A 15,187-nucleotide genomic window follows, 5' to 3' on the forward strand; every position below is an offset into this window, starting at 1 on the left:
CCGCTCCCACAGGGTTTCGCGTTCCCATGTGGCAGCGGGCGTGCCCGCGAAGAGGCCGGCACTGGCGACACAAGGTTCAGTAGAACAATCGATACCCCGCCAACCCCGCCGCTTCATTGAGCAACTGCCCGCTCTGCCACATGGCCCGGCTCTCGGGCAGCAACCCAGCGAACGGCCGTGCATGATCGCGCCCCAGGAACCCCACCGGTGCCGGCACCACCTCGAACCCGGCCCGCTCGAAGCTCCAGCGTGAACGCTGCATGTGCCACGCCTGGGTCACCACCACCACGCGGCGTATTCCCAGCGGCTGCAACACCTTGGCGCTCAGCTGGGCGTTCTCCCAGGTGGTGCGACTGGCCTCTTCCTTCCATTTCACCTCGACGGCGAAATCCTCGCGCAGGCGATCCGCCATCAGCTGTGCTTCGCTAGGCGGCGTACCGTAATGCAAGCCACCGCTGGTCAGCACCGGCAGCCCCGAGGCTTTCGCCAGCCGAGCAGCAAAACGCATGCGCTCAAGGGCCGTCGCCGTGGGCTGGTCATCACCGCCCCAGGCCGGGTCACCGCGTTCGCGCCCAGCGCCAAGCACGACGATGGCGTCCGCCCTGCTCGCCAGCCCGGCCCAATCAGCTGTCGCCAGCGGCGGCTCGGTTTCCAGCAGGCGGGCAGACTCCTGCACCACCAGTGGCAAGCTCATCAGCCACAGGCCTCCCAGTCCCACGGCAAAACACAGCGCCGCCAGCCGCGGCCGCCGGCTGCGCAACCACCACGCCGCGAGCAGCAGCAGAAACAGGACGCCAGGCGGCATCAGCCATTGCTTGATGAAGAACCGGATCGGCATTAACACACCTCCATGGAAGGTGTGCAGCCTATAGAGGATCGACGCCGGTCAACAAGTCCGGGCCGGCGTCGATCATGGGAAGTGTGTTGAAGAACCGGCGCGCGATAGCCCGCGCCTGGCGTCCTGAACGGCTAGCGATGTGGCAGCGTCCTGGATCTCGCCGAATTGGCGGGGCGTTTCTTGTCCTTGAGCCAGATAATCTTGGCCGTTGCCGGTTCCGCTTGCGGGAATGTACCGGCGCAGGCACTGCGGCGTTCCGGGAGGGACTCCAGGTAAGCCTTGATCACTTCGAACTCTGCATGGCTCAAGCCACGCAACTCCAGCTCGGCTGGCATCTCGTCGCGTAATCTTACCGAGGTCCTGGCGACTTCCAGTGCCAGGCCAAGACGGTCGATCAGGCGTTCGTAAAGCTCCGGTTTGCTTGCGGGTAGCTGCGTCTCTCCCATCCGTTCACCTCATTGAAGATAAAGATTATCTCCCCCCACACCTGAGCTTAGCGTCGCTGCAAAAAGCAGCCGGATGCCGCGACCAGCGGGCATTCGCAATCAAGGTTTCCCACGATGCGCGGCGCTGCTGTATGCTACGGCGTTCACTCTAAAACGACACCGGAGTGCCGGACGCAGCGAGGTTCCGCTGCCTGGAACAAGGTCTCTTCTCTCTCAGCAAAAAGTAGCCATGCACGAACAATACACGCCCCGTGATATCGAAGCCGCCGCCCAGAACTTCTGGGACGAGCAACAATCGTTCGCTGTTACCGAACAGCCAGGCAAGGACACGTACTACTGCCTGTCGATGTTCCCGTACCCGAGCGGCAAGCTACACATGGGCCACGTGCGCAACTACACCATCGGTGACGTGATTGCCCGCTACCAGCGCATGCTGGGCAAGAACGTCCTGCAGCCGATGGGCTGGGACGCCTTCGGCATGCCTGCGGAAAACGCGGCGATGAAAAACAACGTCGCCCCGGCCAAGTGGACGTACGAAAACATCGACTACATGAAGTCCCAGCTCAAGAGCCTGGGCCTGGCCATCGACTGGGCGCGTGAAGTCACCACCTGCAAGCCGGACTACTACCGCTGGGAACAGTGGCTGTTCACCCGCCTGTTCGAGAAAGGCATCATCTACCGCAAGAACGGGACCGTGAACTGGGACCCGGCCGACCAGACCGTACTGGCCAACGAGCAGGTCATCGACGGCCGTGGCTGGCGTTCGGGCGCGCTGATCGAGAAGCGCGAAATCCCGATGTACTACTTCCGCATCACCGACTACGCCGACGAGCTGCTGGAAAGCCTCGACGAGCTGCCGGGCTGGCCTGAGCAGGTCAAGACCATGCAGCGCAACTGGATCGGCAAGTCGCGCGGCATGGAAGTACAGTTCCCGTTCGACCAGGCCAGCATTGGCCACGAAGGCACCCTGAAAGTCTTCACCACCCGTCCGGACACCCTGATGGGCGCCACCTACGTCGCCGTTGCCGCCGAGCACCCGCTGGCCACCCAGGCCGCCCAGGGCAATCCGGCGCTGCAGGCGTTCATCGACGAATGCAAGAGCGGCAGCGTCGCCGAGGCCGACATGGCCACCCAGGAGAAGAAGGGCATGCCCACTTCCCTGTTCGTCGAGCACCCGCTGACCGGCGAGAAGCTGCCGGTGTGGGTCGCCAACTACGTGCTGATGCACTACGGCGACGGCGCCGTGATGGCGGTGCCGGCCCACGATGAGCGCGACTTCGAGTTCGCCCACAAGTACAACCTGCCGGTCAAGGCCGTGGTGCGCACCAGCGCTGGCGATGACGTCGGCAGCGAGTGGCTGGCCGCCTATGGCGAGCATGGCCAACTGATCAACTCTGCCGAGTTCGACGGCCTCGACTTCGCCGGCGCCTTCGACGCCATCGAAGCGGCCCTGATCCGCAAGGAACTGGGCAAATCGCGTACCCAGTTCCGCCTGCGCGATTGGGGCATCAGCCGCCAGCGCTACTGGGGCTGCCCGATCCCGATCATCCACTGCCCGTCGTGCGGCGACGTGCCGGTTCCGGAAGACCAGCTGCCGGTCACCCTGCCGGAAAACGTGGTACCGGACGGCGCCGGTTCGCCGCTGGCACGCATGCCCGAGTTCTATGAGTGCAGCTGCCCGAAATGCGGCGCCGCAGCCAAGCGCGAAACCGACACCATGGACACCTTCGTGGAGTCGTCCTGGTACTTCGCCCGCTACGCTTCGCCGAACTACGAAGGAGGCATGGTCGACCCGAAAGCGGCCAACCACTGGCTGCCGGTTGACCAGTACATCGGTGGTATCGAGCACGCGATCCTGCACCTGCTGTACGCGCGCTTCTTCCACAAGCTGATGCGCGACGAAGGCCTGGTCACCTCCAACGAGCCGTTCAAGAACCTGCTGACTCAGGGCATGGTAGTCGCCGAGACCTACTACCGCGTGGCCAGCAACGGCGGCAAGGACTGGTTCAACCCGGCCGATGTCGAAATCGAGCGCGATGCCAAGGCCAAGATCATCGGCGCCCGCCTGAAGACCGACGGCCTGCCGGTGGAAATCGGCGGCACCGAGAAGATGTCGAAGTCGAAGAACAACGGCGTCGACCCGCAATCGATGATCGACCAGTACGGCGCCGACACCTGCCGCCTGTTCATGATGTTCGCCTCGCCGCCTGACGCGAGCCTGGAATGGTCCGACTCCGGCGTCGAGGGTGCAAGCCGCTTCCTGCGCCGCGTATGGCGCCTGGCCCAGGCTCATGTTGCCCAAGGTCTGCCGGGCAAGCTGGATGTCGCCGCACTGGACGACGCACAGAAGGTCATCCGCCGCGCCATCCACGCCGCGATCAAGCAGGCCAGCACTGACGTGGGCCAGTTCCACAAGTTCAACACTGCCATCGCCCAGGTGATGACCGTGATGAACGTGCTGGAAAAGGCCCCGCAGGCCACCGAACAGGACCGCGCACTGCTGCAGGAAGGCCTGGAGGCCGTGACCCTGTTGCTGGCACCGATCACCCCGCACATCTCCCACGAGCTGTGGAAGCAGCTGGGCCACGATCAGGCCGTTATCGACGCTGGCTGGCCAGCAGTCGACGAAAGCGCCCTGGTACAGGACAGCATCACCCTGGTGGTGCAGGTCAACGGCAAGCTGCGCGGCCAGGTGGAAATGCCGGCCGCCGCCAGCCGCGAGGAAGTCGAAGCCGCTGCCCGCAGCAACGAAAACGTCCTGCGCTTCATCGATGGCCTGACCATCCGCAAGGTCATCGTGGTACCGGGCAAACTGGTCAACATCGTCGCCAACTGATGGCAACGCCCACCTGCACCCCGTGCGGGTGGGCGGTATCGGCCCACAAGGGAGCAACAACATGATCAAACGCAATCTGCTGGTAATGGGCCTGGCTGTCCTGCTCAGCGCCTGCGGTTTCCAGCTGCGCGGCACCGGCACCAATGCACTGAGCGTCAAAGAGTTGGACGTCAGTGCGCGCAACGCCTACGGCCAGACCGTGGTGCAATTGCGCCAGGTGCTTGAGCGCAGTGGCGTCAATGTGCACGCCGGCGCACCTTATCGCCTGGTACTGACCAACGAGCAGGAAAACTCGCGCTCGGCCAGCTATACCGGTGGCAACCGCACCGCCGAGTACGAACTCACCACCACGCTCAACTACAGCATCCTGGGGCTGAACAACCTCGAACTGCTGAGCGACAAGGTAGAAGTACGCAAGGTCTACGTGCGTGACGGCTCCAACATCACCGGCTCCGACCAGGAAGCCCTGCGCTCACGCGAAGAAATGCGTCGCGACCTGGTGCAGTCGATGGTTGCACGCCTGCAACTGCTGAGCCCCTCGCAGCTTGATGAGCTGCAACGCAAGGCCGACGCACGTGCCAAGGCCGAAGCCGATGCACTGGAGGCAGCGCGCCGCCAGCAGGCGGAAACGCCGCAGCAGTCGCCTCTGGAAATCCCGGGCAACTAAGCCCGAGCGGGGCACTTCGGTGCCCCGCCTGCTCCCCATGAAGCTCGCTCCCGCCCAACTCAACAAGCACCTGCAAGGTAGCCTGGCCCCGGTCTACGTGGTCAGCGGCGACGACCCGCTGCTGTGTCAGGAAGCCGCCGACGCCATCCGCACAGCGGCGCGACAGCAGGGTTTTGACGAACGCCAGGTGTTCAGTGCCGACGCCAATTTCGACTGGGGGACCCTGCTGCAAGCGGGTGCCAGCCTGTCGCTGTTCGCCCAGCGGCGCCTGCTGGAGCTGCGCCTGCCGTCGGGCAAGCCCGGCGACAAGGGCGCCGCAGCGCTCATGGAGTACTGCGCCAGGCCCGCCGAAGACACCCTGCTGCTGATCAGCCTGCCCAAGCTCGATGGCAGCGCGCAGAAGACCAAGTGGGGCAAGGCACTGATCGAAGGTGCCCACTGCCAGTTCATCCAGATCTGGCCGGTGGATGCCCAGCAATTACCCCAGTGGATCAACCAGCGCCTGTCCCAGGCCGGGCTGTCTGCCCAGCGCGATGCCGTCGACCTGATCGCCGCAAGGGTCGAAGGCAACTTGCTGGCCGCTGCCCAGGAGATCGAAAAGCTCAAGCTGCTGGCAGACGACAAGCAGATCACCGTCGAAACGGTACAGGCGGCGGTTGCCGACAGTGCGCGCTTCGATGTCTTCGGGCTGGTTGACGCCATCCTCAATGGCGAAGCCGCCCATGCCCTGCGCATGCTCGAAGGCCTGCGCGGCGAAGGTGTGGAACCCCCGGTGATTCTTTGGGCACTGGCCCGTGAGTTGCGCCTGCTGGCCGGGTTGGCGCAGCAGTTCAGCCAAGGTGTGCCGCTGGACAAAGCCTTCAGCCAAGCGCGCCCACCCGTGTGGGACAAACGCCGACCGCTGGTCAGCAAGGCCCTGCAGCGCCTCTCGGCGCAGCGTTGGGCGCAATTGCTGCAGGATGCCCAGCGTATCGATGCGCAGATCAAGGGGCAGGCCGAGGGTTCGCCATGGACCGGATTGTCTCGGCTGGCACTGTTGATGGCTGGCCAGCGATTGGTGCTTCCTGCGGAATAGCTGGGGCTTGGGCCATAAACACAATCAATTGGCCCCGCCACCCTCTCAGGCCTAAAGTGCGCCCCGAAACCAACCAGTCGGGAACCCCGCCATGAGCAAAAAGCCGAAAAAGCACGGCCCCAACAAGGCCAAATCGATCATCGCCCAACCCCTGTTCCGCTGCCGCCAGGAACAACCGGAAAAGGGCAAAGGCAGCTACCGCCGCGAAGCCTTCCAATCGAGAGATTGGGAGGCTTCTTACTTTTTGGCGGCATGAAAGCATCGCAAGCGCAGGCATGGTATGGTCGGCACCTGACCTGCAATTCTGGATCTGTGCATGCTCTTGAGTCTTCTCCCCCGTTGGAATTCCCGCCAGTTGCTCGCGGCCTCCAGCTTCATCCTGCTCGTCGCCTGCGCGGAAAAACCCACCGCCGCCGACGCCCTGCCGCTGGCCCCTGCCCAGCCTGCACCGGTCGTTACCCTGCCTGGCGCCACGCCCGACGTCAGCACTGAAATCCAGCCGCTGCAAACCTTCGCCCAATGGCAAGCCGGTTTCCGCCAACAGGCACTGCAGGCCGGCATCGCAGTGAGCACCTTCGACCGTGCGTTCCTCGGCGTCACGCCAGACATGGACGTGATCAAGGCCGATCGCAGCCAGCCCGAATTTACCCGCCCGGTGTGGGAATACCTGGATGGAGCGCTGTCGCCCCTGCGCGTACGCAACGGCAAGAAACTGCTGGAACAGAACGCCGAACTGCTGACCCGCATCGAGCAGCGCTATGGCGTCGACCGCCAGGCGCTGGTGGCGGTGTGGGGGATGGAGAGCAACTTCGGCCAGTTCCAGGGAAGCAAGTCGGTGATCCGCTCCCTGGCCACCCTGGCCTATGAAGGGCGCCGCCCACAGTTCGCCCAGGACCAACTGATCGCCGCACTGCAAATCATCCAGCATGGCGATATCCAGCCTGAGGCCATGCGTGGTTCGTGGGCCGGTGCCATGGGCCAGACCCAGTTCATCCCGACCACCTACAACACCTACGCGGTGGACTTCGACGGTGACGGCCGTCGCGATATCTGGAACAGCACGCCTGATGCCCTGGCCTCAACGGCCAACTACCTGCAAAGCTCGGGCTGGAAGCATGGCCAGCCGTGGGGCTTCGAAGTTCAGGTGCCAGCAGGTTTCGACTATTGGCAGGCAGACGGCGCGCTGCGCAAGCCGGTGAACGAGTGGCTGCAGATGGGCGTGAAGCTACCGGCAGGTACCCAGCTGCCAGCTGGCAGCAACCAGCTGTCGGCGGCCCTGCTGTTACCGGCTGGCGCCCGTGGGCCCGCGTTCCTGGTGCTGGACAATTTCCGCGCGATCCTCAAGTACAACAACTCGTCGTCCTATGCCCTGGCGGTGAGCCTGCTGGGTGATCGCTTCTCAGGCTGGGGCTTCATCAGCGGCAGTTGGCCAAAAGAAGACCTGCCATTGAGCCGCAGCGAACGGATGGAGTTGCAGAATCTGCTGAATGCCAGCGGGCATGAGGCGGGGAACGCGGATGGCATCATCGGGGCCAATACCCGCAAGGCGATTCGTAATGCCCAGCAGCAGCTGGGGTGGCCGGCAGACGGTTATCCGACCCACAAGCTGCTCGATAGCCTGCGTCAGCGCTGATGCACCTGGGGCCGCTTTGCGGCCCTTTCGCGACACAAGGCCGCTCCTACAGGAGAAATCGATCTCTGTAGGAGCGGCCTTGTGTCGCGAAAGGGCTGCGGAGCAGCCCCGGCTATTTCACGCCCTGAACAGGTCCTGCCCCAGCACCAGTGTCTGCTTCTCGCTGTCCAGCCGCACCAAAGCCCCCAGCGGCAAGCACACATTCGGATCACAATGCCCGCTGCGCCACCCGGCCAGCACCGGTACGCCCAGCGGCCCAAAGGTCTGCTCCAGCAGCGGCGCCAACGCCGCGACGGTAATCCCGGCAAAATCCCCCACCAGCACACCCTTGATACCCTCCAGCTTGCCTGCCAGGCGCAAGTGGGTCAGTAACCGGTCTACCCGATACAGCGGCTCGTTGACGTCTTCGATGAACAGGATGCAGCCCTGGGTATCGATTTGCGCTACCGTCCCTAGGGTCGCGCTCAGCATCGACAGATTGCCACCGAGCAGGCGACCACTGGCAACGCCGGGCACCACGCAGTTCAAGGCGAAAGCGGCCGGATGGACAATTTCATCCCCCTCCCCCAAAAGCCCGCCCAACTGCGCCAGCAGCGACGACTCGGTCGGCTGCAACTTGGCGCCCAACAGGTCGGCATTGAGCATCGCGCCGTGGAAAGTGATCAGCCCGGTACGCTGGTAGATGGCCGTGTGCAGAGCGGTGATATCGCTGTAGCCGATCAGCGGCTTGGGGTTACGGCGGATCAACTCGAAATCGAGCCGATCGAGCAGGCGCATGCTGCCATAACCCCCGCGCATGCACAGGATCGCGTCGACCTCTGGGTCGGCAAAGGCTGCATGCAGGTCTTGCAGGCGCTGTTCATCGCTACCAGCCAGGTAACCCTCAGCCTCGTGAACGCCCGGGTAGATCCGGCAGCGGTAACCACGCTCGGTGAACCACTGGCCAGCCTTTTGCCCATCCAGACGTGCCGGCCCGGCCGGGGCAACGATGGCAAAGCAGGCATTTTCCGTCAGCGCCGTGGGTAAACGGGACTCCGTGGTTTCAGCAGAATTCATCGCAGCTCCTTACTGGACAGCAAAAACAAAAATGCCGATGCCGCCTCTCAGCGCGCATCGGCATGTTCAGCGGGGGCTCGGATCAGAGCTTGATCTTGGCTTCGTGAGCCTGCTGGTCGGCGTGGTACGACGAACGCACCAACGGGCCGGAAGCGACGTTCTTGAAGCCCATCTTGTAGCCTTCCTCGGCGAACCAGGCGAAGGTGTCCGGGTGGACGAAACGCTGCACCGGCAGGTGGCTGCGCGACGGCTGCAGGTACTGGCCGAGGGTCAGCATGTCGATGTCATGCTCGCGCATGCGGTGCATGACCTCGATCACTTCCTCGTCGGTCTCGCCCAGGCCAAGCATCAGGCCCGATTTGGTCGGCACGTGCGGGACCATCTGCTTGAACTTCTGCAGCAGGTCCAGCGACCAGTCGTAGTCCGAACCCGGGCGCGCGGCCTTGTACAGGCGTGGCACGGTCTCGAGGTTGTGGTTGAACACGTCTGGCGGCGTTTGCGCGGTGATTTCCAGCGCGACGTCCATGCGGCCACGGTAGTCCGGCACCAGGGTTTCCAGCTGCACGCCAGGCGACAAAGCGCGAATTTCGCGAATGCAGTCGGCAAAGTGCTGGGCACCACCATCACGCAAGTCGTCGCGGTCCACCGAGGTGATCACCACGTACTTCAGGCGCAGGTCGGCAATGGCCACGGCCAGGTTCTTCGGCTCGTCCAGGTCCAGCGGCTTCGGCCGACCATGGCCGACGTCGCAGAACGGGCAGCGACGGGTGCAGATGTCACCCATGATCATGAAGGTCGCGGTGCCACCGGAGAAGCACTCACCCAGGTTCGGGCAGGACGCCTCTTCGCACACACTGTGCAGCTTGTGCTTGCGCAGCAGCTGCTTGATGCGGTCGACTTCCGGGGACACAGGGATACGCACGCGGATCCAGTCAGGCTTTTTCGGCAGTTCGTCGGTGGGGATGATCTTCACCGGGATACGCGCGACCTTTTCGGCGCCACGCAGTTTTACCCCAGCTTCCACTTTCTTCGGCGCTGGGCGCGCGGTGGCATCCTGGGTAGGGATCAGGTTCGGCACGGCTTCTTGCACAGTTGTCATATTCAGTCGATTCCGCCCGTGAGGGTCGTCTGCTCAGCATAGTCGAGGTGCCTGACCAGCTGTCCGCGCAGCCTTGTCCTGACCTCGTCGAGTTCGATCGGGCCTGCCAGGTCACGCAGCTGGGTCATGGCCAGCCCCGCATACCCACAGGGGTTGATTCGGCGGAATGGCGCTAGGTCCATGTCCACGTTCAGAGCAAGGCCGTGGAAGGAACGGCCGTTGCGGATTCGCAGGCCGAGGGAGGCGATTTTCGCTCCGTCGACATAGACACCCGGCGCATCGGGCTTGGCCACGGCGTTGACGCCATAGCTGGCGAGCAGGTCGATCAGGGTCTGCTCGATGCGGCTGACCAGTTCGCGCACGCCAAAGCCCAGGCGGCGCACGTCCAGCAGCAGGTAGGCCACCAGCTGCCCGGGGCCATGGTAGGTCACCTGGCCACCGCGATCGGTCTGCACCACCGGGATGTCGCCCGGTACCAGCAGGTGCTCGGCCTTGCCGGCCTGGCCCTGGGTGAAGACCGCGGGGTGCTCGACCAGCCAGATTTCGTCCTGGCTGTCCGGGCTACGCTGCTCGGTGAAGCGACGCATGGCCTCCAGCACCGGTTCATAGGGCTGCAGGCCAAGCTCGCGAATACCGAGGCAGAGCGACATCAGAGCACCATTTTCACGATGCCGGTGGCACGCAGGGCACTGTTGATGTCGTGCAGCTGGTCTTCACTCGTAGCCACGATATGCAGTTGCACCGTGGTGTACTTGCCTTCCTTGCTTTGACGCTCGGCCAGGGTAGTCATGTCGACTTCGGCGTACTTCTTGAGGATCTCGATGACCGTATCCTTGAAATGGACAACGGTATCGCCGATGACCTTGATCGGGTAATCGGCGCAGGGGAATTCGATCTTGTGCGACTTTACGTCAGGTTCGCTCATGGCGGAAACGGCCTCGTAAGCCGTGGCAACAACAACGCCCCCGCAGGATGCGCGGGGGCTTGCAGGTCACGTATCAGTTGAACAACCCGTAGAAGAATAGACGGATGCTATCCCACATACGGCGGAAGAAACCACCTTCCTCGACGCCATCGAGGGCGATCAGGTCGGCGCTGTGAACCACGTTCTCGTCCAGTTTGACTTCCACTTTGCCGATCACGTCACCTTTGGCGATAGGTGCGGTGAGCTGCGGGTTCATGGTCATCGAAGCCTGCAGGCGCTTCAATTGGCCTTTAGGCATAGTCATGGTCAGGTCGTCAGCCAGGCCAGCCTTGACTTGGCCGGTAGCGCCCTTCCAGACCGGCGCCTGGGTCAGCTCGGTGCCCTTCTGGTAGAAGGTCTGGGTTTCGAAGAAGCGGAAACCGTAGGTCAGCAGCTTCTGGGTCTCGGCAGCACGGGCTTGCTCGCTGTTGGTACCGAACACCACGGCGATCAGGCGCTGGCCGTCACGAACGGCCGAAGCCACCATGCAGTAGCCGGCTTCTTCGGTGTGGCCGGTTTTCAGACCGTCGACGGTCTTGTCACGCCACAGCAGCAGGTTGCGGTTCGGCTGCTTGATGTTGTTCCAGAAGAACTCTTTCTGCGAGTAGATCGCGTAGTGGGCCGGGTCGATGGTGATGATCGCGCGGGCCAGCAGGGCCATGTCGTGAGCCGAAGAGTAGTGCTCCGGGTTCGGCAGGCCGGTCGGGTTCATGAAGTGGCTGTTGGACATGCCCAGTTCGGCAGCGGTCTTGTTCATCATGTCGGCGAAAGCGTCTTCGCTGCCGGCGATGTGCTCGGACAGGGCGACCGAGGCATCGTTGCCCGACTGGATGATGATGCCGTGCAGCAGGTCGCTGACAGTGACCTGGCTACCGACCTTGATGAACATGCGCGAACCGCCGGTACGCCAGGCGTTTTCGCTGACGGTGACCGGGTCGTTCTCGCCGATCTGGCCACGACGAATGTCGACGGTGGCGATGTAGGCAGTCATCAGCTTGGTCAGGCTGGCTGGCGGCAGGCGCTCGTCACCATTGTTCTCGACCAGCACGTTGCCGCTGGACGCATCCATGAGTACGTAGGACTTGGCTGCCAGCTGAGGTGGCGCCGGCATCATCTGCTCTGCTGCGAAGGCAGCAGGCGTGAGCATCAGCAGTACGGGCAGGCAAAGTCGTTTGGCAAGGTTGGTGATGTTCATCCGTCTCTCGAAAATCGCTAATGGTCTGATGTTCCCTGGGCCACATCGTGTGCCCAGCGCCAGTCAGTCTAGTTTTTGTGGCCGTAGGCCTGGCCCACAAACTGCGGCTTTATGTCGCTGCGGGCAAAAGCCGACATTGTACATGGCCGGGGCCGGCAATTCATGACAAAACCGACAGTTTGTGGGGACCAAGGCCCCCACAACAACTGTCAGTCGGCTGTGACCAGCTTGGCCTGGCCAAGGTTCGCCAGGCGAATGCTGTCCTGTGCCTGCTGGATCTCGCCCTGGCTGCTGAACGGCCCCAGGCGCACGCGGTGCAGGGTTTGCTGGTTGCGCACGATGGAGCTGATGAACACCGGTGCGCTGACCATGGTGCTGAGCTTGGAGCGCAGCAGTTCGGCAGCATCCGGGTTGGCGAAGGCGCCCACTTGCAGGACGTTGCCAGTCGCGCCGGCTGGCACGTTGCCGCCGCCCACCTGCACCGGCACCACCGGTGCCGCATGCTGCTGCGGTGGCGGGGTCCACTGCTCGACCCGCCCGGTGCTGGCAGGAATCGCCTGGGTCTGCGCGACCTGCGGCTCTTTCAGCATCAACGGTGGCTGCTGGCCTTTCTGTGCCCACCATTGCTGCGGATCAATGCCCTCGACCCGTACGTGCGCGGTGCCGATCTCGGCGTAGCCGAGTTTCTTCGCCGCAGCATAGGACAGGTCGATGATGCGATCGGAATAGAACGGGCCACGGTCGTTGACCCGCAGGATCACGCTCCGGCCGTTGGCCAGGTTGGTCACCCGTACATAGGCCGGCAGCGGCAAGGTCTTGTGCGCCGCGCTCATGCCGTACAGGTCGTACAGTTCGCCGTTGGCGGTGTTCTGGCCGTGAAACTTGGTGCCGTACCACGACGCGGTCCCCTCGGCGCGGTAGTTGCGCGCGTCCTGCATCGGGTAGTAGGTCTTGCCCAGCACGGTGTACGGGTTGGCCTTGTAGGCACCGGTATGCACGGTCGGCGTGGCATCCGGGATCTTGTTGACGTCCACATCCCACCATGGCGCACCGTCCTTGTGCGCGCGGTTGATGTCCAGGCCAGGCTGCGAGCGAACGACGTTGCCACTGCCCTGGGAGGTTGGGCGGCTGGAGGAACAGCTGACCAGCAGCATGCCGACAGTCATGCAGGTCAGCAGCTTGAAGGTGTTGGCAGAGAAGATTGCGCGCATTACTTGACACCCCGTACCTGGACCAGCTGTTCGGCAAGCTGATGCACCGCCATGGCATACATCACGCTGCGGTTGTAGCGAGTGATCGCGTAGAAGTTCTTCAGGCCCATCCAGTACTCGGGGCCCTTGTCGCCGTCCAGGCGGAAGGCAGTAACCGGCAGATCATCGCGCAACGCATCATGGCTCGACCAGCCCAGCGCCCGCAACTCCCCGACCGTCTTCACCGGCTCGATACCGCTGGTGACACCTTCGTCGACCCGCGCACCACTGACTTGGGCGCGGCTGACCACGCCCTCGCCGGCCACCCAGCCATGGCGCTTGAAGTAGCTGGCCACGCTGCCGATGGCATCGTCGGGGTTGTTCCAGATGTTGATGTGACCGTCGCCGTCGAAGTCCACCGCGTAGTTGCGGAAGCTGCTCGGCATGAACTGCGGCAGGCCCATGGCTCCAGCGTAGGAACCCTTGAGGTTGAGCGGGTCGATCTGCTCGTCACGGGCCAGCAGCAGGAATTCGCGCAGTTCCTTGCGGAAGAATTCCGCGCGCGGCGGGTAGTCGAAGGCCAGGGTCGACAAGGCATCGATCACCCGGTAGTTGCCGGTATTGCGGCCGAAGAAGGTCTCCACGCCGATGATCGCGACGATGTACTGCGCAGGCACACCGTACTCCCGCTCGGCACGGGCCAGCACCGCCTCGTGCTGACGCCAGAAGTCCACACCACGGGCAATGCGCGCGTCGGTGATGAACATTGGCCGGTATTCCTTCCACGGCTTGACCCGTTCGGCCGGGCGCGAGATGGCGTCGAGGATCGACTGCTTGCGCTGCACCTCGCGGAATACACCGTTCAATTGCTCGGGGGCAAAGCCATAGTCGCGACTCATCTGGAGCACGAACTCGGTCACCTGCGGGGAGCCGTCGTAGTCGCCGGCATGGGCCAGCTGTACAGCGCCGAACAGGCCCACCGCGCCGATCCACGGCGCACAACGGGCAGCCCAGTTACGCACTGCTTGCATGAAATTCTTCACCTTATTCAAACTTGCGCGATCCATTTGCGGTGCGTGTGGATCGACATCAGAACGCCAAACGCTGACAGCAGCGTCACCAACGAAGTTCCGCCATAGCTAATGAAGGGCAGCGGTACACCCACCACGGGCAACAGGCCGCTGACCATACCGATATTGACGAACACATATACAAAGAAGGTCATCGTCAGGCTGCCCGCCAGCAACTTGCCGAACAGGGTCTGCGCCTGCGCAGTGATCATCAGCCCGCGGCCGATCAGCAGCAGGTAGACGATCAGCAGCAGGCAGATACCGACCAGGCCGAACTCCTCGCCAAGCACCGCGATGATGAAGTCGGTGTGGCTTTCCGGCAGGAAGTCCAGGTGCGACTGAGTGCCCAGCAGCCAGCCCTTGCCGAACACGCCACCGGAGCCGATCGCCGCCTTCGACTGGATGATGTTCCAGCCGGTACCCAGCGGGTCGCTCTCCGGGTCGAGGAAGGTCAGTACGCGCTGCTTCTGGTAGTCGTGCATCACGAAGAACCACATCGCCACCGCCACCGGCACCGTCGCCGCGAGTACGCTGAGGATCCAGCGCCAGCGCAGGCCACCCATGAACAGCACGAATGCACCGGAGGCGAGAATCAGCAGCGCCGTGCCCAGGTCAGGCTGACGGACGATAAGAATGAACGGCACGCCGATCAAAACCAGGCTTATTGCCACGTGTTTCAGGTGCGGCGGCAAGGTGCGCTTGGACAGGTACCAGGCGATGGTCGCCGGCATGATGATCTTGAGGAATTCCGAGGGCTGGAAGCGGATCACCCCGGGGATGTTGATCCAGCGTGTGGCACCCATGGCGTTGTGACCCATGACGTCCACCACCACCAGCAAGAACACCCCGACCAGATACGCCAGCGGCACCCAGCGGGCCATGAAGCGCGGCTCCAGCTGGGCGATGACGAACATCGAGACCAGGCCAATGCCGAACGAGGTGGCCTGCTTGAGCAGCAGGTCCCAGTTCTTGCCACTGGCCGAGTAAAGGACGAACAGGCTGCCGGCCGCAAGGGTCAGCAGGATGATCAGCAAGGGGCCGTCGATGTGGATGCGCTGCAGGAAGCTGGCGCGTCGACGCATCACGTCCTCGCTGGAGAGCATGCGATCGAAATTGTT

Annotated in this window: 15 protein-coding genes; 5 read left to right on the forward strand and 10 right to left on the reverse strand. The window is 63.3% G+C overall.

Translation table 11 applies throughout. The features are described from left to right. Window positions 1-76: 76 nt before the first annotated feature. Window positions 77-838, reverse strand: coding sequence for a YdcF family protein (locus N430_RS14595; RefSeq protein ID WP_110637735.1), 762 nt, complete (start codon window positions 836-838; stop codon window positions 77-79). Between the two features lie 131 nt (window positions 839-969). Next, window positions 970-1,284, reverse strand: coding sequence for a hypothetical protein (locus tag N430_RS14600; RefSeq protein WP_110637736.1), 315 nt, complete (start codon window positions 1,282-1,284; stop codon window positions 970-972). A gap of 229 nt (window positions 1,285-1,513) precedes the next feature. Here N430_RS14600 and leuS point away from each other — a divergent pair, with 229 nt between their 5' ends. From leuS to N430_RS14625, 5 genes are all read left to right on the forward strand, one after another. Further along, the gene (gene leuS / locus N430_RS14605; RefSeq protein ID WP_110637737.1) at window positions 1,514-4,120 is read left to right on the forward strand and encodes a leucine--tRNA ligase; all 2,607 of its coding nucleotides are present in this window, start codon (window positions 1,514-1,516) and stop codon (window positions 4,118-4,120) included. 61 nt (window positions 4,121-4,181) lie between these two features. After that, window positions 4,182-4,787, forward strand: a complete 606-nt coding sequence (lptE, locus tag N430_RS14610) for an LPS assembly lipoprotein LptE (protein ID WP_110637738.1) — start codon at window positions 4,182-4,184, stop codon at window positions 4,785-4,787. 37 nt (window positions 4,788-4,824) lie between these two features. Next, window positions 4,825-5,862 carry a DNA polymerase III subunit delta gene (gene holA / locus N430_RS14615; RefSeq protein WP_110637739.1) on the forward strand — a complete coding sequence of 346 codons (1,038 nt, stop codon included), beginning with the start codon at window positions 4,825-4,827 and terminating at the stop codon, window positions 5,860-5,862. A gap of 91 nt (window positions 5,863-5,953) precedes the next feature. Next, on the forward strand, window positions 5,954-6,118 hold the full coding sequence (arfA, locus tag N430_RS14620) for an alternative ribosome rescue factor ArfA (RefSeq protein WP_009685838.1): 165 nt from the start codon (window positions 5,954-5,956) through the stop codon (window positions 6,116-6,118). A 60-nt stretch (window positions 6,119-6,178) separates the two neighbouring features. Continuing rightward, window positions 6,179-7,495 (forward strand): lytic murein transglycosylase, encoded by a 1,317-nt coding sequence (locus N430_RS14625; RefSeq protein WP_110637740.1) that lies wholly within the window; start codon window positions 6,179-6,181, stop codon window positions 7,493-7,495. A 117-nt stretch (window positions 7,496-7,612) separates the two neighbouring features. On the opposite strand, the gene N430_RS14630 is transcribed toward N430_RS14625, so the two are convergent. The 8 genes from N430_RS14630 to rodA form a co-directional block, all read right to left on the reverse strand. Further along, entirely contained in the window at window positions 7,613-8,551 is a 939-nt protein-coding gene (locus N430_RS14630) for an LD-carboxypeptidase (RefSeq protein WP_110637741.1), read from the reverse strand. An 82-nt stretch (window positions 8,552-8,633) separates the two neighbouring features. Beyond that, a complete protein-coding gene (lipA, locus tag N430_RS14635) occupies window positions 8,634-9,650 on the reverse strand; it encodes a lipoyl synthase (protein ID WP_060509515.1) in 1,017 nt (338 codons plus the stop codon). A gap of 2 nt (window positions 9,651-9,652) precedes the next feature. After that, window positions 9,653-10,300 carry a lipoyl(octanoyl) transferase LipB gene (gene lipB / locus N430_RS14640; RefSeq protein WP_110637742.1) on the reverse strand — a complete coding sequence of 216 codons (648 nt, stop codon included), beginning with the start codon at window positions 10,298-10,300 and terminating at the stop codon, window positions 9,653-9,655. Beyond that, entirely contained in the window at window positions 10,300-10,575 is a 276-nt protein-coding gene (locus N430_RS14645) for a DUF493 domain-containing protein (protein WP_103448833.1), read from the reverse strand. The genes lipB and N430_RS14645 overlap by 1 nt, the downstream gene beginning before the upstream one ends. Window positions 10,576-10,648: 73 nt before the next feature. Continuing rightward, on the reverse strand, window positions 10,649-11,809 hold the full coding sequence (locus tag N430_RS14650; protein ID WP_110637743.1) for a D-alanyl-D-alanine carboxypeptidase family protein: 1,161 nt from the start codon (window positions 11,807-11,809) through the stop codon (window positions 10,649-10,651). 209 nt (window positions 11,810-12,018) lie between these two features. Next, window positions 12,019-13,020: a septal ring lytic transglycosylase RlpA family protein gene (locus N430_RS14655; protein ID WP_110637744.1), complete on the reverse strand. Its 1,002-nt coding sequence runs from the start codon at window positions 13,018-13,020 to the stop codon at window positions 12,019-12,021. Continuing rightward, a complete protein-coding gene (mltB, locus tag N430_RS14660; protein WP_110637828.1) occupies window positions 13,020-14,030 on the reverse strand; it encodes a lytic murein transglycosylase B in 1,011 nt (336 codons plus the stop codon). Before mltB ends, N430_RS14655 begins: the two co-directional genes overlap by 1 nt. A gap of 17 nt (window positions 14,031-14,047) precedes the next feature. Beyond that, entirely contained in the window at window positions 14,048-15,151 is a 1,104-nt protein-coding gene (gene rodA, locus N430_RS14665) for a rod shape-determining protein RodA (protein ID WP_050437190.1), read from the reverse strand. Window positions 15,152-15,187 lie beyond the last annotated feature (36 nt).

Source organism: Pseudomonas sp. CC120222-01a, from assembly GCF_003097235.1.
Taxonomy (GTDB): Bacteria; Pseudomonadota; Gammaproteobacteria; order Pseudomonadales; family Pseudomonadaceae; genus Aquipseudomonas.

Coding starts and splice junctions, on each gene's coding strand:
- arfA (WP_009685838.1), top strand. CDS start 5,954: ATGAGCAAAAAGCCGAAAAAGCACGGCCCCAACAAGGCCAAATCGATC.
- N430_RS14600 (WP_110637736.1), bottom strand. CDS start 1,284: ATGGGAGAGACGCAGCTACCCGCAAGCAAACCGGAGCTTTACGAACGC.
- N430_RS14625 (WP_110637740.1), top strand. CDS start 6,179: ATGCTCTTGAGTCTTCTCCCCCGTTGGAATTCCCGCCAGTTGCTCGCG.
- lipB (WP_110637742.1), bottom strand. CDS start 10,300: ATGTCGCTCTGCCTCGGTATTCGCGAGCTTGGCCTGCAGCCCTATGAA.
- mltB (WP_110637828.1), bottom strand. CDS start 14,030: ATGCAAGCAGTGCGTAACTGGGCTGCCCGTTGTGCGCCGTGGATCGGC.
- leuS (WP_110637737.1), top strand. CDS start 1,514: ATGCACGAACAATACACGCCCCGTGATATCGAAGCCGCCGCCCAGAAC.
- N430_RS14595 (WP_110637735.1), bottom strand. CDS start 838: ATGCCGATCCGGTTCTTCATCAAGCAATGGCTGATGCCGCCTGGCGTC.
- lipA (WP_060509515.1), bottom strand. CDS start 9,650: ATGACAACTGTGCAAGAAGCCGTGCCGAACCTGATCCCTACCCAGGAT.
- N430_RS14655 (WP_110637744.1), bottom strand. CDS start 13,020: ATGCGCGCAATCTTCTCTGCCAACACCTTCAAGCTGCTGACCTGCATG.
- N430_RS14630 (WP_110637741.1), bottom strand. CDS start 8,551: ATGAATTCTGCTGAAACCACGGAGTCCCGTTTACCCACGGCGCTGACG.
- holA (WP_110637739.1), top strand. CDS start 4,825: ATGAAGCTCGCTCCCGCCCAACTCAACAAGCACCTGCAAGGTAGCCTG.
- lptE (WP_110637738.1), top strand. CDS start 4,182: ATGATCAAACGCAATCTGCTGGTAATGGGCCTGGCTGTCCTGCTCAGC.
- rodA (WP_050437190.1), bottom strand. CDS start 15,151: ATGCGTCGACGCGCCAGCTTCCTGCAGCGCATCCACATCGACGGCCCC.
- N430_RS14645 (WP_103448833.1), bottom strand. CDS start 10,575: ATGAGCGAACCTGACGTAAAGTCGCACAAGATCGAATTCCCCTGCGCC.
- N430_RS14650 (WP_110637743.1), bottom strand. CDS start 11,809: ATGAACATCACCAACCTTGCCAAACGACTTTGCCTGCCCGTACTGCTG.